22 protein-coding genes and 1 pseudogene are annotated in these 23,295 nt (G+C 70.3%); 11 read left to right on the plus strand and 12 right to left on the minus strand.

Annotation, left to right across the window (positions count from 1 at the left end; genetic code table 11):
- Window positions 1–147: 147 nt before the first annotated feature.
- The 6 genes and pseudogenes from AQJ84_RS44115 to cseC form a co-directional block, all read left to right on the plus strand.
- A pseudogene (locus tag AQJ84_RS44115) lies at window positions 148–555 on the plus strand (phosphatase PAP2 family protein); the annotation flags it as partial.
- Window positions 556–902: 347 nt separating this feature from the next.
- On the plus strand, window positions 903–1,832 hold the full coding sequence (locus AQJ84_RS14645; RefSeq protein WP_053191324.1) for an HhH-GPD family protein: 930 nt from the start codon (window positions 903–905) through the stop codon (window positions 1,830–1,832).
- A gap of 245 nt (window positions 1,833–2,077) precedes the next feature.
- Window positions 2,078–2,617: a SigE family RNA polymerase sigma factor gene (locus tag AQJ84_RS14650; RefSeq protein WP_030043385.1), complete on the plus strand. Its 540-nt coding sequence runs from the start codon at window positions 2,078–2,080 to the stop codon at window positions 2,615–2,617.
- A gap of 104 nt (window positions 2,618–2,721) precedes the next feature.
- Entirely contained in the window at window positions 2,722–3,321 is a 600-nt protein-coding gene (locus AQJ84_RS14655) for a hypothetical protein (protein WP_030043384.1), read from the plus strand.
- A gap of 153 nt (window positions 3,322–3,474) precedes the next feature.
- The gene (gene cseB, locus AQJ84_RS14660; protein WP_030043383.1) at window positions 3,475–4,182 is read left to right on the plus strand and encodes a two-component system response regulator CseB; all 708 of its coding nucleotides are present in this window, start codon (window positions 3,475–3,477) and stop codon (window positions 4,180–4,182) included.
- Window positions 4,183–4,394: 212 nt separating this feature from the next.
- Window positions 4,395–5,687, plus strand: coding sequence for a two-component system sensor histidine kinase CseC (gene cseC / locus AQJ84_RS14665; RefSeq protein WP_053191335.1), 1,293 nt, complete (start codon window positions 4,395–4,397; stop codon window positions 5,685–5,687).
- A 36-nt stretch (window positions 5,688–5,723) separates the two neighbouring features.
- Here cseC and AQJ84_RS14670 read toward each other — a convergent pair whose 3' ends face one another.
- From AQJ84_RS14670 to AQJ84_RS14680, 3 genes are all read right to left on the minus strand, one after another.
- Entirely contained in the window at window positions 5,724–6,161 is a 438-nt protein-coding gene (locus tag AQJ84_RS14670) for a VOC family protein (protein ID WP_030043381.1), read from the minus strand.
- Window positions 6,158–6,643 (minus strand): helix-turn-helix transcriptional regulator, encoded by a 486-nt coding sequence (locus tag AQJ84_RS14675; protein WP_037803957.1) that lies wholly within the window; start codon window positions 6,641–6,643, stop codon window positions 6,158–6,160. The genes AQJ84_RS14670 and AQJ84_RS14675 overlap by 4 nt, the downstream gene beginning before the upstream one ends.
- Window positions 6,644–6,844: 201 nt before the next feature.
- On the minus strand, window positions 6,845–8,428 hold the full coding sequence (locus AQJ84_RS14680; protein ID WP_030043379.1) for an MDR family MFS transporter: 1,584 nt from the start codon (window positions 8,426–8,428) through the stop codon (window positions 6,845–6,847).
- A gap of 147 nt (window positions 8,429–8,575) precedes the next feature.
- Between AQJ84_RS14680 and AQJ84_RS14685 the strand changes: the two genes are divergently transcribed.
- Window positions 8,576–9,172 carry a TetR/AcrR family transcriptional regulator gene (locus AQJ84_RS14685; protein ID WP_053191322.1) on the plus strand — a complete coding sequence of 199 codons (597 nt, stop codon included), beginning with the start codon at window positions 8,576–8,578 and terminating at the stop codon, window positions 9,170–9,172.
- 66 nt (window positions 9,173–9,238) lie between these two features.
- Here the strand turns inward: AQJ84_RS14685 and AQJ84_RS14690 are convergent, their stop codons facing one another.
- Complete coding sequence (locus AQJ84_RS14690) at window positions 9,239–9,859, minus strand: M23 family metallopeptidase (RefSeq protein WP_030043378.1); 621 nt, start codon at window positions 9,857–9,859, stop codon at window positions 9,239–9,241.
- Window positions 9,860–10,309: 450 nt separating this feature from the next.
- Between AQJ84_RS14690 and AQJ84_RS14695 the strand changes: the two genes are divergently transcribed.
- From AQJ84_RS14695 to AQJ84_RS14705, 3 genes are all read left to right on the plus strand, one after another.
- Window positions 10,310–10,942 carry an HAD family acid phosphatase gene (locus tag AQJ84_RS14695; protein WP_030043377.1) on the plus strand — a complete coding sequence of 211 codons (633 nt, stop codon included), beginning with the start codon at window positions 10,310–10,312 and terminating at the stop codon, window positions 10,940–10,942.
- A 136-nt stretch (window positions 10,943–11,078) separates the two neighbouring features.
- Window positions 11,079–11,429: a trypco2 family protein gene (locus AQJ84_RS14700; RefSeq protein ID WP_053191320.1), complete on the plus strand. Its 351-nt coding sequence runs from the start codon at window positions 11,079–11,081 to the stop codon at window positions 11,427–11,429.
- Window positions 11,429–14,758 (plus strand): NACHT domain-containing protein, encoded by a 3,330-nt coding sequence (locus tag AQJ84_RS14705; protein ID WP_053191318.1) that lies wholly within the window; start codon window positions 11,429–11,431, stop codon window positions 14,756–14,758. Before AQJ84_RS14700 ends, AQJ84_RS14705 begins: the two co-directional genes overlap by 1 nt.
- A gap of 69 nt (window positions 14,759–14,827) precedes the next feature.
- Here the strand turns inward: AQJ84_RS14705 and AQJ84_RS14710 are convergent, their stop codons facing one another.
- Entirely contained in the window at window positions 14,828–17,353 is a 2,526-nt protein-coding gene (locus AQJ84_RS14710) for an ATP-dependent Clp protease ATP-binding subunit (protein WP_030043373.1), read from the minus strand.
- Between the two features lie 430 nt (window positions 17,354–17,783).
- On the opposite strand from AQJ84_RS14710, the gene AQJ84_RS14715 reads away from it, so the two are divergent.
- Window positions 17,784–18,422 carry an SCO3374 family protein gene (locus tag AQJ84_RS14715; protein ID WP_053191316.1) on the plus strand — a complete coding sequence of 213 codons (639 nt, stop codon included), beginning with the start codon at window positions 17,784–17,786 and terminating at the stop codon, window positions 18,420–18,422.
- Window positions 18,423–18,439: 17 nt separating this feature from the next.
- Here the strand turns inward: AQJ84_RS14715 and AQJ84_RS14720 are convergent, their stop codons facing one another.
- From AQJ84_RS14720 to nadC, 7 genes are all read right to left on the minus strand, one after another.
- A complete protein-coding gene (locus tag AQJ84_RS14720; RefSeq protein WP_030043371.1) occupies window positions 18,440–18,775 on the minus strand; it encodes a histone-like nucleoid-structuring protein Lsr2 in 336 nt (111 codons plus the stop codon).
- Between the two features lie 269 nt (window positions 18,776–19,044).
- Complete coding sequence (locus AQJ84_RS14725; RefSeq protein WP_030043370.1) at window positions 19,045–19,605, minus strand: amino-acid N-acetyltransferase; 561 nt, start codon at window positions 19,603–19,605, stop codon at window positions 19,045–19,047.
- A gap of 9 nt (window positions 19,606–19,614) precedes the next feature.
- Window positions 19,615–20,022 (minus strand): BlaI/MecI/CopY family transcriptional regulator, encoded by a 408-nt coding sequence (locus AQJ84_RS14730; protein WP_030043369.1) that lies wholly within the window; start codon window positions 20,020–20,022, stop codon window positions 19,615–19,617.
- A 169-nt stretch (window positions 20,023–20,191) separates the two neighbouring features.
- A complete protein-coding gene (locus AQJ84_RS14735) occupies window positions 20,192–20,371 on the minus strand; it encodes a hypothetical protein (protein WP_030043368.1) in 180 nt (59 codons plus the stop codon).
- A gap of 66 nt (window positions 20,372–20,437) precedes the next feature.
- Window positions 20,438–21,244: a hypothetical protein gene (locus AQJ84_RS14740; RefSeq protein ID WP_030043367.1), complete on the minus strand. Its 807-nt coding sequence runs from the start codon at window positions 21,242–21,244 to the stop codon at window positions 20,438–20,440.
- Window positions 21,245–21,510: 266 nt separating this feature from the next.
- Entirely contained in the window at window positions 21,511–22,308 is a 798-nt protein-coding gene (locus AQJ84_RS14745) for a type III pantothenate kinase (protein ID WP_030043366.1), read from the minus strand.
- 5 nt (window positions 22,309–22,313) lie between these two features.
- Window positions 22,314–23,291, minus strand: a complete 978-nt coding sequence (gene nadC, locus AQJ84_RS14750) for a carboxylating nicotinate-nucleotide diphosphorylase (protein WP_030043365.1) — start codon at window positions 23,289–23,291, stop codon at window positions 22,314–22,316.
- Window positions 23,292–23,295: the final 4 nt, after the last annotated feature.

Here is a 23,295-nt window from a genome sequence, read left to right on the forward strand (position 1 = left end):
TTCGCTGGCCCCACCCGCCGCCCCGGCTCACAACTTTTCCGGATCATCATCCCGGAAGCGGCCACTCCACCCCTGTCCTTCGTCGGGTGTGACACCTGACGATCGCAGGCTGTGACTGTTTCGGCCCACCACCTACCGTCCGTGACCATGGACTTCGACGACACCGAGCTCTACCGCGACCTCACCGACGCCGCGCACGACACCCCTACGTGGGTACAACACACCGTCGGGATATGGACGGAGGCCGCAATCCTGTTCTTCGCCGCGCTGTTCGCGGCGGCGTGGTGGCGGGGTAGGCGCGGCACCACCCACGCGTTCGCGATCGCGGCCCTTGCACCTCTGGCCACGGCTGCGGCGTACCTGTGCAGTGAGGTGCTCAAGTCCGGCGTCACGGAGGAGCCTCCGTGTCGGGCGGTTTCGGGAGCGGTACCTTCCCTCGCCGACTGCCCGCCGTCCGGCGACTGGTCCTTCCCCAGCAACCACGCCACCATCGCGGGCGCCACGGCCGTCACCCTGGCCCTGGTCCGGCGCACCGACCTGCGACGGACCGCCCCGCCCGGGGAATCACATCCTTGGCGGCGAGGCGGCCCCCGGTGTCGAAGCACCGTCCGAAGTGGTCGACGAAGACCAGGAGTTCGCCGCTCGCCCGGTAGTAGCGGCAGTGCGTCCCCTTCGGCGGGGCGGGCGCGCGTTCGACGGAGGCGTCCCGGGCGGTGCGCTCCGGCAGGACGGGCGCGACCCCCTCGGCCGTGTCCGTTCCATCCGCCCGACGCTACAAGCGGCCGCGGCCCGCCACTGCCGCCGATCGTCAGATTGTTCGGCACGCCGTCGTCAGGTCGTGTAGCTCGCCGGGGTGGCGGTACGCCCGGGGCACCGTCCCCGCATGGCAGGATCGGAAGGTCATGACTGTGCCCACGAAGTCCCCGCACCCCGTGCACACCCCCGTCGGCGACGTCCGCGGCGAGCCACTGCACGCCCCCGTCATCGACTGGTTCGACGAGCACGCCCGCGACCTGCCCTGGCGGCGGCCCGAAGCCGGTTCGTGGGGGGTGATGGTCAGTGAGTTCATGCTGCAGCAGACGCCGGTGAACCGCGTCCTGCCCGTCTACGAGCAGTGGCTGGCCCGTTGGCCGCGCCCCGCCGACCTCGCCGCGGAGGCCCCCGGCGAGGCGGTCCGCGCCTGGGGCCGGCTCGGCTATCCGCGCCGTGCCCTCCGGCTGCACGGAGCGGCGGTCGCCATAACGGAGCGGCACGGCGGCGACGTACCGACCGACCACGCCCAGCTGCTCGCGCTGCCCGGCATCGGGGAGTACACGGCCGCGGCCGTGGCCTCGTTCGCCTACGGGCAGCGGCACGCGGTGCTGGACACGAACGTCCGCCGGGTCTTCGCCCGGGCGGTCACCGGCGTCCAGTACCCGCCGAACGCCACCACCGCCGCCGAACGCAAGCTGGCCCGTGCCCTGCTGCCCGAGGACGAGCGGGTCGCCGCCCGCTGGGCCGCCGCGTCGATGGAGCTCGGCGCGCTGGTGTGCACGGCCAAGAACGAGACCTGTCACCGCTGCCCGATCGCCGCGCAGTGCGCCTGGCGGCTCGCGGGCAAGCCGGAGCACGACGGTCCGCCGCGCCGCGGACAGACGTACGCCGGGACCGACCGTCAGGTCCGCGGCAAGCTGCTCGCCGTCCTGCGCGAGGCGCACACCGCCGTCCCGCAGGCGGCCCTCGACGGGGTGTGGCACGAGCCGGTGCAGCGCGCCCGGGCGCTGGACGGTCTGGTCGCGGACGGTCTGGTGGAGCCACTGCCGGGTGGTTTGTATCGACTGCCGTTGACCTGACGCGGCTTGTGTCTCAACTCCCCCGGCACCAAATCGCCCTGTAACAGGGCGATTCGGTGCAACCTCCTGCCCCGTTCCCACTGCTGTTACACAACCGACGGACAGCCGAGCGCTGGCCGCAGGCTGCTTCGGACAGCCCCGTGACAACGCCTCCGTAGCTTCATTTCCGTGCCCGACAGGCACCACAGGCAATGAATCCGACGGCGACCAGGCCGGCCGGGAACGGGGAGCGGGAGGCGGTCACCATGGCGCAGGGCGAGGTGCTCGAGTTCGAGGAGTACGTACGCACCCGGCAGGAGGCGCTGCTGCGCAGTGCCCGCCGACTGGTCCCGGACCCGGTCGACGCGCAGGACCTGCTGCAGACGGCGCTCGTGCGGACGTACGGCCGCTGGGACGGCATCGCGGACAAGCGACTCGCCGACGCCTACCTACGTCGCGTGATGATCAACACGCGCACCGAGTGGTGGCGGGCCCGCAAGCTCGAGGAGGTGCCGACCGAGCAGCTCCCGGACGCCTCGGTCGACGACGCCACCGAGCAGCACGCGGACCGGGCGTTGCTGATGGACGTCATGAAGGTGCTCGCCCCGAAGCAGCGCAGCGTCGTCGTGCTGCGACACTGGGAGCAGATGTCCACGGAGGAGACGGCCGCCGCCCTCGGCATGTCGGCCGGAACGGTCAAGAGCACGCTGCACCGGGCGCTCGCCCGGCTCCGCGAGGAGCTGGAGAGCCGCGACCTGGACGCACGCGCGCTGGAGCGTGAGGAGCGGGAGCGTTGCGCGGCCTAGGCACGAGTGCCGGTGGCGCCGGGCGCACGGCGGGCGGGGACGGTGACGGGGACCAACCCGGCCGGCCCGAGCCCCTTCCACCGGCCCGGGGGACCTTCCAGGCGGTGATCACGGCGGGTGCCGTGTTCGCCGCCCTCACCCTTTTCCTGTCCGCCTGCGGCACCGGCGGCACCGGGGCCCGCGACGAGGGTCCGGCCCGTACCGACTCGGTGGCGGGCGCGTCCGCCTCGCCCGTGCCGGCCGCCTCCGTGACGGCCGCGCGCGTGGACGCGGTGCGGCTCCTGAAGGGCGACCCGAAGGTCTCCGCGAACGTCAAGCGCGAACTGAAGCCGTGCGCGGGCGACGAGTACCCCGTCGACGTGTCGTACGGCGAACTGACCGCAGGGGCCTCCGACGATGTCGTCGTCAACGTGCTGACCTGTGGTGACGCGGTGGGAATCGGCTCCTACGTGTATCGCGAGGAGGACGGTTCCTACCAGAATGTCTTCAGCGCCGAGGACCCCCCGCTCTACGCGGAGATCGACCGCGGCGCCCTGGTGGTGACCAGGCAGGTGTACGAGAAGGGCGACCCGGTGTCGAGTCCGTCGGGCGAGGAGGTCAGCACCTACCTCTGGGTCACGGACCGCTTCGTGCGGAAGTACAAGACCCGCACGGAGTACAGCAACTCCGTGGGGAGCGACCCCACGCCGGCCCCGGACAGCTGACCCGCCGGCCGGGAACGGCGCGAACCGGTCGGCACGAAGATCGGTGTGAACCGAACAGGGGCCCTGAACCGATCTGTTGGTAACGGATCTGTTGGTAACGGCTGTCACGGCCGGCAACGGCGCGACACGAGGACTGAGAGCAGAGAGCACGGGATGGCAGACCAGACCCACGTTCTGTTCGTCGAGGACGACGACGTCATCCGCGAGGCCACCCAGCTCGCCCTGGAGCGGGACGGCTTCGCGGTCACGGCCATGCCCGACGGGTTGTCGGGCCTGGAGGCCTTCCGCGCCGACCGCCCCGACATCGCCCTGCTGGACGTCATGGTCCCGGGCCTGGACGGGGTCTCGCTGTGCCGCCGCATCCGTGACGAGTCGACCGTCCCGGTGATCATGCTCTCCGCGCGCGCCGACTCCATCGACGTCGTGCTGGGTCTGGAGGCGGGCGCCGACGACTACGTGACCAAGCCCTTCGACGGCGCGGTCCTGGTCGCCCGGATCCGCGCGGTGCTGCGCCGCTTCGGACACGCGAGCGGCGGTGACCGCGTGGACGACTCCGCAGGCCCGGCGGCCGGCGGCGGCCTGCTGGCCTTCGGCGAACTGGAGATCGACACCGAGGGCATGGAGGTGCGCCGGGCCGGGGAGCCGGTGGCGCTCACCCCCACCGAGATGCGGCTGCTGCTGGAGTTCTCCTCCGCGCCGGGCACGGTCCTCTCGCGCGACAAGCTCCTGGAGCGCGTGTGGGACTACGGCTGGGGCGGTGACACGCGGGTCGTCGACGTCCATGTGCAGCGGCTGCGTACGAAGATCGGCCAGGACCGGATCGAGACGGTCCGTGGTTTCGGCTACAAGTTGAAGGCTTGAGCGGGCAGGGGTATCGGGGTATGCGGGGGAACCTTCGGCGCCCGGTCCCGGCGCACGCGGACGGTGGTACGGCCCTTCCTGACGGTCGCGGGGCCCGGCAGGACGGGCGTGTGGCACTGCCGGACGGTCGTGCGGCCCGGGCGGGCGCTCGCACCGGGCTGCCGGGCGTGCGCACGGGCCTCGGTACGGGTCTTCGTACCGGCCTTCCGGGCATGCGCACGGGACTCAGATGGAAGCTGAGCGCGGCCATCGCGCTGGTCGGCGCGCTGGTGGCGATCACGCTCAGCCTCGTGGTGCACAACGCGGCCCGGGTCTCGATGCTGGACAACGCGCGCGACCTCGCGGACGAGCGGGTGCAGATCGCGCAGCGCAACTACGAGGTGGCGCAGCGGCCGAACTTCCCCAACATCAAGATCGACGACCCGGATCTGCCGGCGGAGCTGCGCGCGAAGGTCGAGCAGGGGCGCCGGGCCACCTACGTCACCGACCGGGCGAACGGCGTGCCGGACATCTGGGCCGCCGTGCCGGTCAAGGGCGGGAAGGTGCTGTCGCTGCACACCGGGTTCACCGACCGCAGCACCGACATCCTCAACGACCTCGACCAGGCCCTGATCATCGGCTCCATCGCGGTCGTCCTCGGCGGCAGCGCGCTCGGCGTGCTCATCGGCGGCCAGCTGTCGCGCCGGCTGCGCAAGGCGGCCGCCGCGGCGAACCAGGTCGCGGGCGGCCAGTCCGACGTACGGGTGCGGGACGCCATCGGCGGGGTCGTCCGGGACGAGACCGACGACCTGGCGAGCGCCGTGGACGCGATGGCGGACGCGTTGCAGCAGCGGCTGGAGGCGGAACGCCGGGTCACCGCCGACATCGCGCACGAGCTGCGCACTCCGGTGACCGGACTGCTGACGGCCGCCGAACTGCTGCCGCCGGGGCGTCCCACCGAGCTGGTCCTCGACCGGGCGAAGGCCATGCGCACGCTCGTCGAGGACGTCCTGGAGGTGGCCCGCCTCGACGGCGCCTCCGAACGGGCCGAGCTGCAGGACATCATGCTGGGCGAGTTCGTCAGCCGGCGGGTGGCGGCGAAGGACCCGGCGATCGAGGTCCGGGTGGTGCACGAGTCCGAGGTCACCACCGACCCGCGGCGCCTGGAGCGCGTGCTGTTCAACCTGCTCGCCAACGCCGCCCGGCACGGCAGGCCGCCGATCGAGGTCAGCGTCGAGGGCCGGGTCATCCGGGTCCGCGACCACGGCCCCGGCTTCCCCGAGGACCTCCTCGCCGACGGGCCGAGCCGCTTCCGCACGGGCAGCGCCGACCGGGCCGGCCACGGCCACGGTCTGGGCCTGACCATCGCGGCCGGGCAGGCCAGGGTGCTCGGCGCCCGGCTGACCTTCCGCAACGTACGGCCGGCGGGGGCGCCGGAGGAGGTCCCGGCGGAGGGGGCGGTGGCGGTGCTGTGGCTGCCGGAGCACGCGCCGACGGCCACGGGGAGCTACCCGATGCTGCCGTAGCCCTCGGGCCGTGGCCCGGTGGCCGGGCGAGGCCCTTCAGCAGCCGAAGTCCTTCGAGAAGTCGAGCTCCTCGCTGCGCTCGGTCAGCGAGTACCAGTTGCCGTTGTCGTCGCGGAAGATCGCCTCCACGCCGTACGGCCGCTCCTGCGGTTCCTGGAGGAACTCCACGCCCCGGCTCCTGAAGGTCGCGTAGTCACCCCGGCAGTCGTCCGTGCGCAACGCCCCGGCGCCGATCACCCCCTTGGCGACCAGCGCCTTCAGCGCCTCGGAGGACTCGGGGTCCAGACCCGGCCCGTCGAGGCTCATCAGCGCCAGCTCCACGTCCGGCTGGTCCTTGGCGCCCACGGTGACCCAGCGCATGTCCCCCATCGCGACCTCGCTGCGCACCTCGAAGTCGAGCTTCTCGGTGAAGAAGGCCTTGGTGCGCTGCTGGTCGAAGGTCCATACGGTGGTGATGCCCAGGCCCTTGATCATGGCTCTGCTCTCCTGTCGGACGACGCCGGTCCCTCGTCGTCACCGTAGGCGGGGGCGGGCTCGCAACGCTTCTTCGAAGTTGCGGTGCGTGCCGTGGGGAAGCCCCCGGCCCACAGCATCGCGTAGCACCCGGGTATCAGCGCGGCGCCCCGGCCGACGTGCTCGGTCCGGTACTGGCTCGGCGAGAGCCCGGTGCGCGCCTTGAAGCGGGCCGAGAAGGTGCCGAGGCTGCTGAAGCCGACCAGGTGGCAGATCTCGGTGACGGTCAGGTCGGCGCCGCGCAGCATCTCCTCGGCCCGCTCGATGCGGCGGTGTGTGAGGTACTGGCCGGGTGTCTCGCCGTACGCCTCGCGGAAGGCCCGGATGAAGTGGTAGCGCGAGTACCCCGCGTGCGCGGCCACCGCGTCCAGGTCGAGCGCCGGATCGGCCCAGTCACGGTCCATGGCGTCCTTGGCCAGCCGCATCCGGTGCGTTTTGTCCATGACCCCGATGGTGGCACGGGGCACTGACACAGGCGCGGGTCGGTGATCGGGGGCCGTTAGGCGTTCGCGAGCCGGGCTCTTTCGGGCCGGACGGTGGTACGGGGGCGGAGTCCCCAGCTCGAAGGATCGCCGCGGACCAACGCGGAAGGCCCCCGGGGCGGACACCGCCGGAGGCCTTCGCCGCGATTCCTCGATCCCGGGTCAGACGGCCTCGACCACGGGCGGCGGCACCGCGGCCCCGTCGGGCGTGTCCTCCCCCGCCTTCTGCGGCCCCGCTCCCTTCAGCGGAACCTCCTTCACGAACCACGCGCCCACCATGGCGATGACCGCCACCACCGACCCCAGCAGGAACGCCGAGTGGGTGCCGGCCGACACCGCGTGCTGATACGCCTCGCGGGCGGCCTCCGGCAGCTTCGCCAGGCTCGCCGCGTCCAACTGCGCGGACTGCTCGGTCACCTTGGAGCCCAGCGCCCCGGCCCGCTCGGACATGACGTGCTGGACGCGGTTGTTGAACAGGGCGCCCATGATCGCGACGCCGAACGAGGAGCCGAGCGTACGGAAGAGGGTGGTGGACGAGGACGCGACGCCCATGTCCTTCATCTCCACGCTGTTCTGCGCGACCAGCATGGTGATCTGCATCAGACAGCCCATGCCGAGACCGACGACGGCCATGAACACACCGGACGTGAACCGGCTCGTCCCGGTGTCCATCGTCGACAGCAGGTACAGCCCGACGACCATCAGCACGCTGCCGACGATCGGGAAGATCTTGTACCTGCCGGTGCTCGTCGTGACCCGGCCCGCGACCATCGAGGTCACCAGCATGGCGCCGAGCATCGGCAGGAGCAGCAGCCCGGAGTTGGTCGCCGAGGCGCCCTGCACGGACTGCTGGTACAGCGGCAGGAAGAGGGTGGCGCCGAACATCACGAAGCCGGTGATGAAGCCGATGACCGACATCAGGGTGAAGTTGCGGCTGCGGAAGATGTGCAGCGGCACGATCGGCTCGGCGGCCTTGGTCTGCCAGAACACGAAGCCGATGAGCGAGGCCACGCCGATCGCGATGAGCTCCATGATCCGCGCGGACGACCAGGCGTACTCCGTACCGCCCCAGGTCGTGACCAGGACGATGGAGGTGATGCCGACGGTCAGCAGCGCGGCGCCCAGGTAGTCGATCCGTGCCTCGGACCGCTTCCTCGGCAGGTGCAGGACGACGCTGATCGCGGCGAGCGCGATCACACCGAGCGGCAGGTTGATGTAGAAGGACCAGCGCCATCCCCAGTTGTCGGTGATGGTGCCGCCGACCAGCGGTCCGCCGATCATGGCCAGCGCCATGACGCCGGCCATCATGCCCTGGTACTTGCCGCGCTCCCGCGGCGGGATCAGGTCACCGATGATCGCCATCACGCCGACCATCAGACCGCCCGCGCCCAGGCCCTGGACCGCCCGGAACCCGATCAGCTCACCCATGTTCTGGGCCATGCCGCTGAGTGCGGAGCCGATCAGGAAGATCACGATCGAGGTCATGAAGGCGCCCTTGCGCCCGTACATGTCGCCGAGCTTGCCCCAGATCGGGGTGGAGGCGGCGGTGGCCAGGGTGTACGCGGTGACGACCCACGAAAGGTGCTCGAGTCCGCCGAGCTCGCCGACGATGGTCGGCATCGCGGTGCCCACGATCATGTTGTCGAGCATCGCCAGCATCATCGTGATCATGAGCGCGAGGAGGACCACCCGCACGCTCCTGGGCCGTTTCTCCGGTTCTGTCCGGGCCGTCTCGGTGTCCGCCATCGTTTCCACTCCCCTGGGTCCCGCCCCCGGCCGATCACTTACTTGCTGACCGGCTAGTTGTCTACACTCGGGGAAAGTAGACCCGTAACTAGCCGGGCGTCAAGTAAGTTTTTGGGAAAGCGCACGGACCAGCCGAGGAGTGCGACGATGGGCGGCATCATGGACGGCACCAGGCAGCGGCGCCGCGGGGACACCCGTCAGCGCATCCAGGACGTAGCGCTCGAACTCTTCGCCGAGCAGGGCTACGAGAAGACCTCACTGCGCGAGATCGCCGAGCGCCTGGACGTCACCAAGGCGGCGCTCTACTACCACTTCAAGACCAAGGAAGAGATCCTCGTCAGCATCTTCGACGACCTGACGCAGCCGATCCTCGACCTGATCGAGTGGGGCAGGCGGCAGCCGCACACGCTGGAGACGAAGCAGGAGATCGTACGCCGCTACAGCGACATCCTGGCCGGCGCGGCGCCCTTGTTCCGCTTCATGCAGGAGAACCAGGCGGCGGTCCGGGAACTGCGCATCGGCGAGACCTTCAAGGAGCGCATGCAGGGCCTGCGCGAGATCGTCGTCGACCCGGACGCGGAACTGGTCGACCAGGTCCGCTACGTGAGCGCGATCTTCACCCTGCACGCCGGGATGTTCCTGCTCCAGGACCTCGCCGGCGATGACGAGGACAAGCGCAGGGCGGTCCTGGAGGTGGCGGCGGACCTGGTGAACCAGGCCCACCGGGGGACTCCGAAGCCGTAGCCCGGAGCCCTTCGGCCGTCATGTACCGGAGCCCTTCGGCCGCCACACCCCCGGACCTTCACGCCGTCAGACCTTCACGCCCTTGGAGCGCAGGAAGGCGACCGGGTCGATGGCCGACCCGTAGTTGGCGGTCGTCCGGATCTCGAAGTGCAGGTGCGGGCCGCTGGAGTTGCCGGTGTTGCCGGACAGGGCGATGCGCTGACCGGTCTTGACGATCTGACCGACCTTCACGTCGACCCGGGACAGGTGGGCGTACTGGGAGAACGTCCCGTTGCCGTGCTTGATGACGACGGCGTTGCCGTACGCGGGACCGTCACCGGCGCCGTTGCCGCCCGCCTTGACGACGGTGCCGCCGTGCGCGGCGACGACCTTGGTGCCGCTCGCCACGGCGAAGTCCTGGCCGCTGTGGGTGGACTGCCACATGCCGCCGGCCTGGGCGTAGCTGGCGGAGAGCTTGTACTTCGCCACCGGGTCCACCCAGGAGGCGGCCTTCTTGGCGGCGGCCGACTTGGCGGTGGTGGCCTTGGTGGTGGCCTTGGTGGCGGCGACGGTGGCCACGCCGGTGTCGGCGGCGGCCGCGACCCCGGCCCCCAGTACGACCGACACGCCCAGGCCGGTGGCCAGCACGGCCGCACGGGTCCGGAGGGCGGACGTACGGGAAGAACGGGACGAGACACGCTGGGACATCGAACACCTCATGGGGAAGGGAACAGGGAGACCACCCGGCGCACAGACATCCGCCGGATGGGGCATCCCTTGGTAACCCGCAGGCGCACGGTCCCCAAAACCGGTGATCTACGAGTAAACCTAGTACTTGGCCCCAAAACCGAAGGCTTCTTGACAGAGCGCCCATCCGGAATGAATCCACCCAGGACGGCACATTCGGTTGGGGAGTTACTGCCTGAATGTCCTTTTTGCCTGATGGGCGAGTTCCACTATTCCGCGTAGTAACGGACAAATCGCCTGTGCGGCATGTCACCGGGTAGCGGGATCTGCGATCTCTGAATTACCTCGTCATGTGACGCACGTCTCTGGCCACTTACCGTCGAGTAACCCTACGGTTCCCCTCGCGCCACCCTCACCAACGAACATGCACCCGCCCACTGCAGAACGTCCGGACGTGAGAGGAACCCCCACATGAGCAGACGCCGCCCCTGGGCGCGCCGCGCAGCCGTCACCGCCGTCTCCGCCGCCGCCCTCGTGGCGCTGGCCGTCCCCGCCGAAGCCGCGACGACGGCCACGAGCTCCTCCACCACCAGCGCGGCCGCCGCCGCGGACGTCGACTACGCCACCTGGCAGGTGGACTGCCAGGCCGTGATGGCCCAGGCCCTGCCTTATCTGAAGCAGCGGATCGCGAACACGAAGCCGGGCGAGAAGCAGGCCATCGTCTTCGACATCGACAACACCACCCTGGAGACCGACTTCGGCTTCAGCTGGCCCCAGCCGGCCAACCAGCCGGTCCTGGACGTCGCCGAGTACGCCCAGGACCACGGCGTCGCCCTGTTCTTCGTGACGGCACGGCCCGGAATCATCTACTCGGTGACCGACTACAACCTCGACCACGCCGGCTACGAGGTCTCCGGCCTCTACGTCCGCAGCTTCGTCGACCTCTTCAAGGACGTCGCCGCCTACAAGACCGCCCAGCGCGTCGACATCGAGAAGAAGGGCTACACGATCATCGCGAACATCGGCAACAGCGCCACCGACCTGTCGGGCGGCCACGCCGAGAAGACCTACAAACTGCCGGACTACGCCGGGCAGTTGTCCTGACCTGATCCCGCACCCGGCTTGAGCCGGACGGCGGGCACGCACTTCGTGGGGCCGGTACCTTCGGGTACCGGCCCCACACGCGTCACGGGTGCCGCGGCCGCGCGCCGACCGGAATCCACTGGCTGAGGGGGACGTCATGAGCACCGCCAACGAGCCGCACATCGAACTCGCGGACGCCGTGCAGACCATCCGCGACGAGCTGCTGACCGCGGCCCGGCGCTCGACGGGGCACGACATCGTCTTCGAACTGGGCGACATCCAGATGGAGTTCACCGTCGAGATGCGCAGGGAGGCCAAGGCCGGGGCCAAGGTCAAGGCGTGGGTCGTCGAGGCGGGCGCGGACGTCACCCGCACCGGCAGCCGTACCCACAAGGTCTCCGTCACCCTGCGGGCCCAGGACGCCCGGACCGGCGCGCCCCTGAAGGTCCGCAACGGCACCGAGGGAAGCGTCGACGCGTTCGGCCGTGGCACGCCCGCGACGCCGTGATGCTGCGCTCGGCGATCGAACGGTCCGTCGTGGTGCTGGCCGGTTCCCAGGGCAGCGGGGTCATGCTCACGCCCAGGCTCGTGCTGACCAGCGCGCACGTACTACGGGACAGGGAGTGGATCCGCACGGTCCACCCGGAGAGCGAACAGCCCCTGCCCAGCCGGGCGGTGTGGCGGGACGAGGAGAGCGACGTGGCTCTCCTGCTCACCGGCGAGGAACTGGTGGACCCCGCGCGGTGGGCGCTCTCCAGGCTCCGGTGGGGTGTCCTCACAGCGGCCGACCCCCTGCCCGGCTGCCAGGTCGTGGGGTTTCCCGCCGTCCAACGCTTCGGCCCGGACGACCACTTGGAGTACGACCAGCTCACCGGCACGGTGCTGCCGATGGCGGGGCGGATCAGATCGACCCTGGTGTGCGAGTTCGACCGGGCGCCGGTGGCCGCCCCGCGGCGGGGCGAGTCGCCGTTCGCCGGACTGTCCGGCGCCCCGGTGTTCGCCGGCGCCGTACTGATCGGTGTGGTGACCCAGGTGCCCATGGGGCGCGACCACCGACGGGTCGAAGCGGTCCCCGTGCGGCGCATCCTGGAGGCGCCCGGATTCCCCCACCACGTGATGGGCACCGAACCGGGCCACGTGCCCCCGGTGCTGGAGTCGGTGCTGCCCGGCTTCCATCCCCGGGACGAGCAGTTCGAGCAGCACTACGCGCGCGCCCTGAAGACCCGGTACCGCAAGATCGAGATATTCGGGATCGACGAACTCGGCACCACCGAGACCAACTGGGACCTCGACACCGCCTATCTGAGCCTGGAGGCCATCTCCGCGTCGGCGCCCCGGGAGAACGTCCCCGCGTCCAAGGCCGTCTCCGTACCGCGCCGGATCAACGAACTGCTCGCCGACCGACCGCGGAGCCTGCTGCGGGGTGAGGCCGGCGCGGGCAAGACCACCCTGGTGTGGTGGCTCGCCTCGCACGCCGCCGGCGGAGCGCTCGGCCACGAGCTGGCCGAACTCAACGACCTGGTGCCCTTCGTCATCCCCATGCGCAGCCTGCTCGCCCGGGAGATGGCCTTCCCCGCGCCGCACGAGCTGGCCACCGTCGCCGAGCTCCAGATCGACCGCGTCCCCGACGGCTGGGCCTGCCGCGTCCTGGAGGCCGGCCGCGCGCTGCTCCTGGTCGACGGCATCGACGAGGTTCCGCCCGCGGACCGGGAGGAGGCCCGCCGCCGCCTCACCGACCTGCTGGCGATGTACCCGCACAACCGGTGCCTGGTCACCGTACGGCCCCTGGCGGTGGCCGCCGACTGGCTCGCCTGCGAGAACTTCGAGGAGTTACGGCTGCTGCCCATGCGGGACGAGGACGTCCTGGCCTTCTCCAGGGCCTGGCACGCGACCGCCCGCATCGAGTGCAAGGACATCCGCGACGCCCACCGGGCCGCCGCCGAGGAGAAGAACCTCCATGCTCTGGAGCGCGCGCTGGAACAGGAACTGGCGCGCAATCCGACGCTGCTCCACCTCTCCCGCACCCCGCTGCTGGCCGCCGTGGTCTGCGCGCTGCACCGCCGCCGGCGGGGCTTCCTGCCGGAGACCCGCTGGTCGCTGTACAACGCGGCGCTCACCATGCTGCTCGGCAGCCGCGACACCCTGCGCCGCGTCGGGGCGCCGGAGGGCATCGTCCTCGGTGTCGAGGAGCACCTCCAGCTGCTCCAGCGGATCGCGGCCTGGCTGGCCCGCGGCGGGTACGCCGAGTTCAGTCACACCCAGGCCCAGCATCAGATCGAACTCGCCATGCGGGGCATGCCCCAGGTACGGCAGCAGGGTTCCCCCGAGGCCGTACTGACCCACCTGCTCAACCGCAGCGGTCTGCTCCAGGAGCGCAACGAGACGGTCATCCAGTTCATCCACCGCACCTTCCAGGACTACCTGGCGGCCAAGGAACTCCAGGAGAGCGACGGTCTGGGCGAACTGCTCCAGCACGCCGCCGACGAGGAGTGGCAGGACATCGTCCTGCTGGCGGTGGGCCACTGCAACCGGGGCGAGGTCCGCCGGCTGATCGAAGGGCTGATCGCCAAGGGCGACCAGGCCGAGGAGCCCCGGACCCGTGACGACATCCATGTCCTGGCGGCCCGGTGCGCACTGGGCGCGGTGGTGCTGGAGGAGGAGGTACGGGAGCAGATCGCGGACCGCGTCCGGGGGCTGTTCCCGCCGGCCGACGGCACCGCCGCCGCCAAGCTGGCGTCCCTCGGTTCCTACGTCTTCCCCCTGGTGCCCGGCCCCGAGGGCCTCAGCGACCGGGAGGCCAGGGCCGTCGTCCAGGTGATCCGGGACATCGGCGGCCCCGCGTCCCTGCCGCTGCTGCGGCGCTTCGCCCCGCACCCCTCGCCCGAGGTCCGCGACGTCCTCGTCGCCGCCTGGCCCCGGCATCCGGCCCAGGAGTACGCCCGTGAGGTCCTCGCTCACGTGCCGCTGGAGGACGCCGAGGTCGTCGTGATCGACCCCGCCATGGCCGGAGCCCTGCGTCACTGCGGCCCTCTCGGTCATGTGATGGTCGACATGCCGGTCACCGGCGCGGATCTGGCGCAGCTGCTGCCGGACCGGGGGATCCGCGAGCTGTCCGTGATCGACAACCCGCTCCTCGACGACCTCTCCTTCGTTCGCGGGCTGTCCGGGCTGACGTCCCTCTCGCTCAGTGTCTGTCCCAGGGTCCGGCGCCTGTCGGCCCTCGAAGGCCTGCCCCTGGCCTCGCTCCGTCTGGAGCTGAACGAGATGCCGAAGTCCGAGCTGGCCTGTCTGCAGCAGCTCGACCGGCTGACCGACCTGTCACTGGTGGGCACGCTCCTCGACAGCAACATCCCACTGCCCGCGGGGCACCGGACCGTCGAGAGCCTTCGGCTGAGCAGTCCGACCAACATGATGATCAACGACCTGTCCCAGTGGCCGGCGCTGCGCGAACTCGTCGTGCGGGGCGACTGCCACGCGTACTCCCTGCTGCTGGCGGCCTCCCGCGCCCCTTCTCTCAGCAGCCTCGACTTCTCCATCACCTCGCTGCGGCTGCCACGCCAGATCGTGCCGTCGGTCCTCGACAAGGAGGACGGGCCGGTGCCACGCCGCCCCCGCGAGCTTGAACCCCTGCCGACGATCCGCAGCCTGACGCTCAGGGAAGTGAGCCGGGGCGGCTCCACCCGGGATCTGGCGCGGGTCTTCCCCTCCCTCACCCGGCTCACCCTGGAGTACCCGGAAGGCACCGCCCTGGACCTGACCTCGCTGAGCCGCCACCGGGGGCTGATCATCGAGGTCAACGGACGGGTGGTGCGACCGAGCCGGTTCTCCTCGCTGTAGGCCCCACGCGAAAAGGGGCTGCCCACCGGAATCCCGGTGGGCAGCCCCTTTCTCAGACGGACCCGAAGATCACGCCTCCTTGCTCAGGTTCGGCCCGGCACCGCCGGCCGCCTGCTCGATCGGCGGGACGTCCGGCAGCGCCGCCTTCTCCTCACCCCGGAAGGTGAAGGTGGCGGTGTCGCCCTCGCCCTCGGTGTCCACGACCACGATGTGACCGGGACGCAGCTCGCCGAAGAGGATCTTCTCCGAGAGCGTGTCCTCGACCTCGCGCTGGATGGTGCGACGCAGCGGACGCGCGCCCAGCACCGGGTCGTAGCCCTTCTTGGACAGCAGCTCCTTGGCGGACTGGGAGAGCTCGATGCCCATGTCCCGGTCCTTGAGGCGCTCGTCCACCTTGCCGATCATCAGGTCGACGATCGCGAGGATGTCGGCCTGGGTCAGCTGCGGGAAGACGACCACGTCGTCGACGCGGTTGAGGAACTCGGGGCGGAAGTGCTGCTTGAGCTCGTCCGAGACCTTGTTCTTCATGCGCTCGTAGTTGGACTTCGTGTCGCCCTGGGCGGCGAAGCCCAGGTTGAAGCCCTTGGAGATGTCCCGGGTGCCGAGGTTGGTCGTCATGATGATGACCGTGTTCTTGAAGTCCACGACCCGGCCCTGGGAGTCGGTCAGGCGACCGTCCTCCAGGATCTGCAGCAGCGAGTTGAAGATGTCCGGGTGGGCCTTCTCGACCTCGTCGAAGAGGACGACGGAGAACGGCTTGCGGCGGACCTTCTCGGTCAGCTGGCCGCCCTCTTCGTAGCCCACGTAACCGGGGGGCGAACCGAAGAGACGCGACACCGTGTGCTTCTCGCTGAACTCCGACATGTCGAGGGAGATCAGCGCGTCCTCGTCACCGAAGAGGAACTCGGCGAGCGCCTTGGACAGCTCGGTCTTACCGACACCGGACGGACCGGCGAAGATGAACGAACCACCGGGACGCTTCGGGTCCTTCAGACCGGCACGCGTACGACGGATCGCCTTCGAGAGCGCCTTGACGGCGTCCTTCTGGCCGATGACCCGCTTGTGGAGCTCGTCCTCCATGCGCAGCAGACGCGAGGACTCCTCCTCGGTCAGCTTGAAGACCGGGATGCCGGTGGCGGTCGCGAGGACCTCGGCGATCAGCTCGCCGTCGACCTCGGCGACGACGTCCATGTCGCCGGCCTTCCACTCCTTCTCCCGCTTGGCCTTGGCGGCCAGGAGCTGCTTCTCCTTGTCGCGCAGGGAGGCGGCCTTCTCGAAGTCCTGCGAGTCGATCGCGGACTCCTTGTCGCGGCGGACGCCGGCGATCTTCTCGTCGAACTCACGCAGGTCCGGCGGCGCGGTCATCCGGCGGATGCGCATCCTGGAGCCGGCCTCGTCGATCAGGTCGATCGCCTTGTCCGGGAGGAAGCGGTCCGAGATGTACCGGTCGGCCAGGGTGGCGGCCTGGACCAGCGCCTCGTCGGTGATGGAGACGCGGTGGTGCGCCTCGTACCGGTCGCGCAGACCCTTGAGGATCTCGATCGTGTGCGGCAGGGACGGCTCCGCGACCTGGATGGGCTGGAAGCGGCGCTCGAGGGCCGCGTCCTTCTCCAGGTGCTTGCGGTACTCGTCCAGCGTGGTCGCACCGATGGTCTGGAGCTCACCGCGGGCCAGCATCGGCTTCAGGATCGAAGCGGCGTCGATGGCGCCCTCGGCGGCACCCGCACCGACGAGCGTGTGCAGCTCGTCGATGAACAGGATGATGTCGCCGCGGGTGCGGATCTCCTTGAGGACCTTCTTCAGGCGCTCCTCGAAGTCACCGCGGTAGCGGGAGCCGGCGACCAGCGCGCCGAGGTCCAGGGTGTAGAGGTGCTTGTCCTTGAGGGTCTCGGGCACCTCGCCCTTGACGATGGCCTGGGCGAGGCCCTCGACGACGGCGGTCTTGCCGACGCCGGGCTCACCGATCAGGACCGGGTTGTTCTTGGTACGGCGGGACAGCACCTGCATGACCCGCTCGATCTCCTTCTCGCGCCCGATGACCGGGTCGAGCTTGGACTCACGAGCGGCCTGGGTGAGGTTCCGGCCGAACTGGTCGAGGACCAGGGACGTCGAGGGGGTGCCCTCGGCAGGCCCGCCGGCGGTGGCGGTCTCCTTGCCCTGGTAACCGGAGAGCAGCTGGATGACCTGCTGCCGCACCCGGTTGAGATCTGCGCCCAGCTTGACCAGGACCTGGGCGGCGACGCCCTCGCCCTCACGGATCAGGCCGAGCAGGATGTGCTCCGTGCCGATGTAGTTGTGGCCCAGCTGAAGGGCCTCGCGGAGCGACAGCTCCAGGACCTTCTTGGCACGGGGGGTGAAGGGGATGTGCCCGGACGGGGCCTGCTGCCCCTGCCCGATGATCTCCTCCACCTGCTGGCGGACCGCCTCGAGCGAAATCCCGAGGCTCTCAAGGGCCTTGGCGGCGACACCCTCACCCTCGTGGATCAGGCCCAGGAGGATGTGCTCGGTGCCGATGTAGTTGTGGTTGAGCATCCGGGCTTCTTCCTGAGCCAGGACGACAACCCGCCGCGCGCGGTCGGTGAACCTCTCGAACATCGTTAATCGCTCCTCAGAGCGGTCAGGCAGTGGGGGGAACTTCCCCTCCCTGTCCTTCCGCAGCTTAGTCCCGCAAGCGGGGACCGCTCATTCCAACTGCCGACACCGTCCTTGGCCTCCTGACCCCGAACGCCGACATCTGCTCCAACCTGATGGTGCGAGACGATGTTCCCGCAGGCCAGGCAGTTACCCCTACCATCAGTACGCCGATGGCGAACGTGAGACGCCCTGTCCTGCGTGTCGCCCCCTCCCACTAGGCATGTCTTACCCGCTGGGACTGACACTCCATGCCACGCGGCCCGGTTCCCTCCGCTATGGGCGAACAACCTCGCGCCTCCCCGGGCCCCCGCACGCCCCTTTTTTCGCCACTCTGTGCGTTCGATGCCCCACCCAGCGTAACTCGGGGGCTCTTCGGGCGGTTGCACTTGGCATGGTTGGCACCCTTCCCCCGGTCGCGGCGGAACCCGGCTCGGTTCCCGGCCCCCGGCGGCCGCTCGAACAGAGCGATCAGGTCCGCCGGTGGTACGAGAACGAACTGGGGTGGCCGACGGTGCCCGGGCGCCCCGGATCCGTGGTGCGACTGTCCGTGGGTGTGCGCTTCGACGTGCTCGACCTGCCGGCCGCGGCGGGACACGCGACGCTGCGCCACCTGGCGCCGGGCTCTCCGGTGGCCCTGCGAGGCGACCGGATGCGGCTGCTGGTGGCCGCGGGCAGCGCGGAGGAACTGCCCGGAATCCTGGACTGGCTGGAGTGGGGAGCGCTGACGCTCGACCTCACGGCGATCGGCGAGGGCGGCACCATCGAGGCGCCACCGCCCCCGGAGCCGGGCCGGACCGGAGTGCGGCCGCCGCTGCCGGGCCCGGGCTGCTCACAGACCGCGCAGGGGGCCGCCGTATGGCTGCGGCCCCCCGAGCCCGAGTGCGAGGTCGAGGCCTCGCTGCCGGCCCTGTCGGCCGTGGGGGGCGGTGGAAACGCCCCCGATCTCGTACGAGTGGTGGCCACGGCGGCAACACAGTGCCACCGCCTGCGGCTGCGACGCGCGGACGCGCGCCGGCCCGTCTGCTCGTAAGTGCCGTCGGCCGGTGATCAGCCGTTGGCCTTCTCGTACGCCTCGCGAATGGTCGCGGGAACACGGCCGCGGTCATTGACCTCGTAACCGTTCTCCTTGGCCCACGCGCGGATCTGCGCGGTGTCCTGGCTGCCACCGGAAGCGGCGCGCGCCTTTCCACGCCCACCCGAAGCGCGGCCTCCGGTGCGACGGCCACCCTTCACGTAAGGGTCGAGAAGTCCGCGCAGCTTGTCCGCATTGGCGGTCGTGAGATCGATCTCGTACGTCTTGCCGTCCAACGCGAACGTGACGGTCTCGTCCGCCTCGCCACCGTCGAGGTCGTCGACAAGAAGGACCTGAACCTTCTGTGCCACGGGATTTCCTTTCATCCAAAACTTGAGGGCCGCGGGTCGCGGCGTCCGCCGTTTCGCCGTCCCCTTGTTATATGCAGTACTGCAGTACGTCGGAAAGCAAACCGCTTTTGCCGGAAAAACACAAACCCCCGGGAGAGACTCCCGGGCCCGCTCCAGTCCGGAAACATACGCGTTTCGGACATAGGGAACCTGGGCAGGGCGACTCCGGCTGGAATTGGGCTCCCTTGCCGGCGCTTGTCGGCCCGGCGCGACTTGTCGCCGCCGGTCGATCACAGATGCAGAAGCATCCGACTGTTGCCCAAGGTGTTCGGTTTCACTCGTTCGAGACCGAGGAACTCCGCCACGCCTTCGTCATAGGAACGAAGTAGCTCCGCGTAGACATCGGTGTCGACCGGCGTCTCCCCGATCTCGACGAAGCCGTGCTTGGCGAAGAAGTCGACTTCGAAGGTCAGACAGAAAACGCGCCGAACACCGAGCCAGCGCGCGGTGTGCAGCAACTTCTCCAGCAACTGATGGCCGACGCCGGCGCCCTTCAGCCCGCGCTTCACGGCGAGAGTGCGGACTTCCGCGAGGTCTTCCCACATCACGTGCAACGCGCCGCAGCCGACGACCTCGGCGTTGTCGTCCCGTTCGGCGACCCAGAACTCCTGGATGTCCTCGTAAAGCGTCACCGTCGCTTTGTCGAGCAGGATGCCGCCACGGACGTACGCGTCAAGGAGTCGCCGTACGGCGGGGACATCGCCGGTACGGGCCCGCCGGACGGTGATGGCTTTTGCGGTGACTTCGGGACTCTCCGCGGAGCTGCTCTCCGCTGAGCTCTCTGCTGACATGTGCGGACGCTATCGCCCGCCGCCCTCCGCCGCCGAGCCGGGGTTCTCCTCGACACTTTGGGTGGTGGGCGGTGGAGGGGCTTGTGGCGTTTCCGGCCCTTGGACCATCCGGACGGCATCCGTCAGGGCCTGGCGTTGTTCCTCGCTCATCATCCCGAAGAACGCGACGAGAGCGGCGGCGGGGTTGTCGCTCTGCGACCAGGCTTCGTTCATCAGGGCGGCGGCGTAGGCGGCCCGGGTGGAGACCGCCTCATATCGATAGGCCCGGCCTTCCGCCTCACGGCGGACCCAGCCCTTCTGATGGAGATTGTCCAGAACGGTCATCACCGTGGTGTAGGCGATGGACCGTTCCTGCTGAAGGTCTTCCAGGACTTCTCGAACGGTCACCGGGCGGTTCCACTTCCACACCCGCGTCATGACCGCGTCTTCGAGTTCTCCCAATGGGCGAGGCACAGCTCAGCACAATAGTGGGAGTTCCCGGCATTGGCATGACGGACGTGCGCTTTCATCGGGAAACGCCACAAAAAGGGCGCACGACTCGTGATTCACGCGAGTCGTGCGCCGGGACGCGGGCCTGGCGGGCTGGTCAGGCCTCGGCCTTGGTGGAGGTCTGGCGGGCGCTCTCCGCGCGCGCGAGGGCGGCGTCGACGACCGCGTCCTCCTTGGCCTTGTTGGACCCGCCCTGGGTCTTCACGATCACCCGGATCAGGCCGATGAAGAACACGGCCATGACGACCGGGGGAACGAGCGCGGAGACGTATTCCATGCCTCCAGAGTAGCCACGGCCGGGACGAGGATCCGGCCGGGGTGGGGCGAAACGGACCGGACGCCGTCAGCCTGCGGCGAGCTGCTGCCGCGAGTCCGCGGGCGGCGGGCTCGGTTTGCGGCGCGGAAAGACCTCGCCCGGGGTGGGGATGGGCCGCGACGGCTTGGGCGCGGCGGGCTCCGCCGGTTTCGGGCCGGGCCGCTGAGGGCGCTCGGCGGGCTTCTGTGCGGGCTTCTGCGGAGGCTTCTTCACGGGGCCCGGGGCGGGCTCCTTGGCGAGTCCGGCGGCGACACACCGGGCGAACCCCTCGGGATCACGCCCGGCGGCAGCCTGCCCGCCGAAGCCCTCGCCGCCTACCCCGGCGGTCCGCTCGACGTCGGCACGGCCGGCGTCCCGCCCGGCGGCACTCCCGGGAGCCTCGGAAAGGCCCCCGGGCAGCGCGAGAAGGCGGGTACGTGACGCCGGCACCGACGGAGTGGTCCGGACTGCCGGACGCCCCCCGCGGCGGGCCAGGCGGGCCCGTACGTCCTGCTCGGCCAGGATCTGACAGCGCTGCAGAAGTGTGGCCGCGACGGGATTGCCGCGCAGGGCGCGGAGTGCGGCCAGGTCGTCGGGGTCCGGGCGGTACCCGGCACTCAAGGCCTCCTCCAGAAGCGTGAGGTAACCGGCGGCCGTGCCGGGCAGGGCGGCGCGGTACCGGGCGAGGTCGGCCACCAGGAAGGCACGCAGCCGGGCGCCCTCACGCGTCGCCTCGTCGAGGGACTCGGCGAGGCGTAGGCAGTCCTGGACGTCCTGAGCCGAGGCGGGCGTGGGATGCAGGGCGAGGGCGAGAGCGCGGCGGAGCACACGCAGCTCCTCCACACCGAACGCCATGCCGCCGCGGGATCCGTATGGCGTGGGCATGCGGCGACGATACGCGCTAATCAGACAAACTCGACATAAGTAACGCGGGTGTGGCGCCACGAGCCACCCGGGCGGACGCCAGGGTGGTCCCCCCTGTGGGGGGGGCAAAGGGGCGGAGCCCCGTGGGGGGGCGCAGGGGCGGAGCCCCGTGGGGGGCGCAGGGGCGGAGCCCGCGGGGCGGGTAGGGGCGGCGAGGGCGGAGACGACTCGGGTGTCAGCGCGCCCGCCGCCCCGCCTCACATCCGCGACACGTTGCGCTCGTACACCAGCCTCAGTCCGACCAGCGTCAGCCACGGCTCGTGCTCGTCGATCACGGACGACTCCCCGAGCACCATCGGCGCCAGGCCGCCCGTGGCGATCACCGTCACGTCCTCCGGGTCCTGGGCGAGTTCCCGGGCCATCCGGTTCACGACCCCGTCCACCTGGCCCGCGAACCCGTAGATGATCCCCGACTGCATCGCCTCGACCGTGTTCTTGCCGATGACACTCCGCGGCCGGGCGACCTCGATCTTCCGCAGCTGCGCGCCCCTGACGCCCAGCGCCTCGACGGAGATCTCGATCCCGGGCGCGATGACGCCACCGACGTACTCCCCGCGCGCGGACACCGCGTCGAACGTCGTGGCCGTACCGAAGTCCACGACGATCGCCGGCCCCCCGAACAGCTCGACCGCGGCGACCGCGTTGATGATGCGGTCCGCGCCGACCTCCTTGGGGTTGTCGGTGAGGATCGGCACGCCCGTCTTGACGCCCGGCTCGACCAGCACGGCCGGCACGTCGCCGTAATAACGCCGCGTCACCTCGCGCAGCTCGTGCAGCACGGACGGGACGGTCGCGCAGATGGCGATCCCGTCGATGCCGTCACCGAGCTCGTCCCCCAGGAGGGGATGCATGCCCATCAGGCCCTGCAACAGCACCGCCAGCTCGTCGGCCGTGCGGCGTGCGTCCGTCGAGATCCGCCAGTGCTCGACGATGTCCTCGCCGTCGAACAGACCCAGAACCGTGTGCGTGTTGCCTACGTCGATCGTGAGGAGCATCGCGACTACTCCGCCTCGCGAAGGTCCAGGCCGATGTCCAGGATCGGCGAGGAGTGAGTGAGGGCCCCCACGGCGAGGTAGTCGACGCCGGTGTCCGCGTACGCCCTGGCGTTCTCGAGGGTGAGCCGCCCGGACGCCTCGAGGGCGGCGCGGCCGTGCACGAGCGCGACCGCCTCCTCGCACTCCCCCGGCGTGAAGTTGTCCAGCAGGATCAGGTCGGCGCCCGCGTCCACGACCTCGCGCAGCTGGTGCAGGGTGTCGACCTCGACCTCGATCGGGACGTCCGGGAAGGTCTCGCGTACCGCCTTGAAGGCCTGTCCGACGCCGCCCGCGGCGACCACGTGGTTGTCCTTGACCAGGGCCGCGTCGGACAGCGACATGCGGTGGTTGACGCCGCCGCCGCAGCGCACCGCGAACTTCTCCAGGGAACGCAGTCCCGGCGTCGTCTTGCGGGTGTCCCGGACGCGCGCCTTGGTGCCCTCCAGGACGTCCGCCCACGCGCGCGTGGCGGTCGCGATGCCCGACAGACGGCACAGCAGGTTGAGCGCGCTGCGCTCGGCGGTGAGCAGGTCACGCGTGCGCGTGGTGACCGACAGGAGCTTCTGCCCGGCCTCCACCCGGTCCCCGTCCTCCACGTGCCGTTCGACCTCGAACTCGTCCGTGCAGACGACCGAGACGACCGCTTCGGCGACCCTGAGGCCGGCCACGACGCCCGCCTCACGCGCGGTGAAGTCGGCCGTGGCGACGGCGTCCTCGGGGATGGTCGCGACCGTCGTCACGTCCACGCCGTGGTCGAGGTCCTCCTGGATGGCGACGTTGGCGATGTCCTCGACCTCCACGGGGTCGAGTCCGGCGTCGGCCAGGAGCTGCGCGAGCGCGGGGTCGAGCCCGCACTCCATGTACTCCTCTTCGGCGTCCGCGCCACAGGCACAGCCGTCGCCGCAGCCGCCGCTCTGGGCGAGGGGAAGGTCGGGGGTGCTCACTTCT

This window comes from Streptomyces resistomycificus (assembly GCF_001514265.1).
In the GTDB taxonomy this organism is placed as follows: Bacteria; Actinomycetota; Actinomycetes; order Streptomycetales; family Streptomycetaceae; genus Streptomyces; species Streptomyces resistomycificus.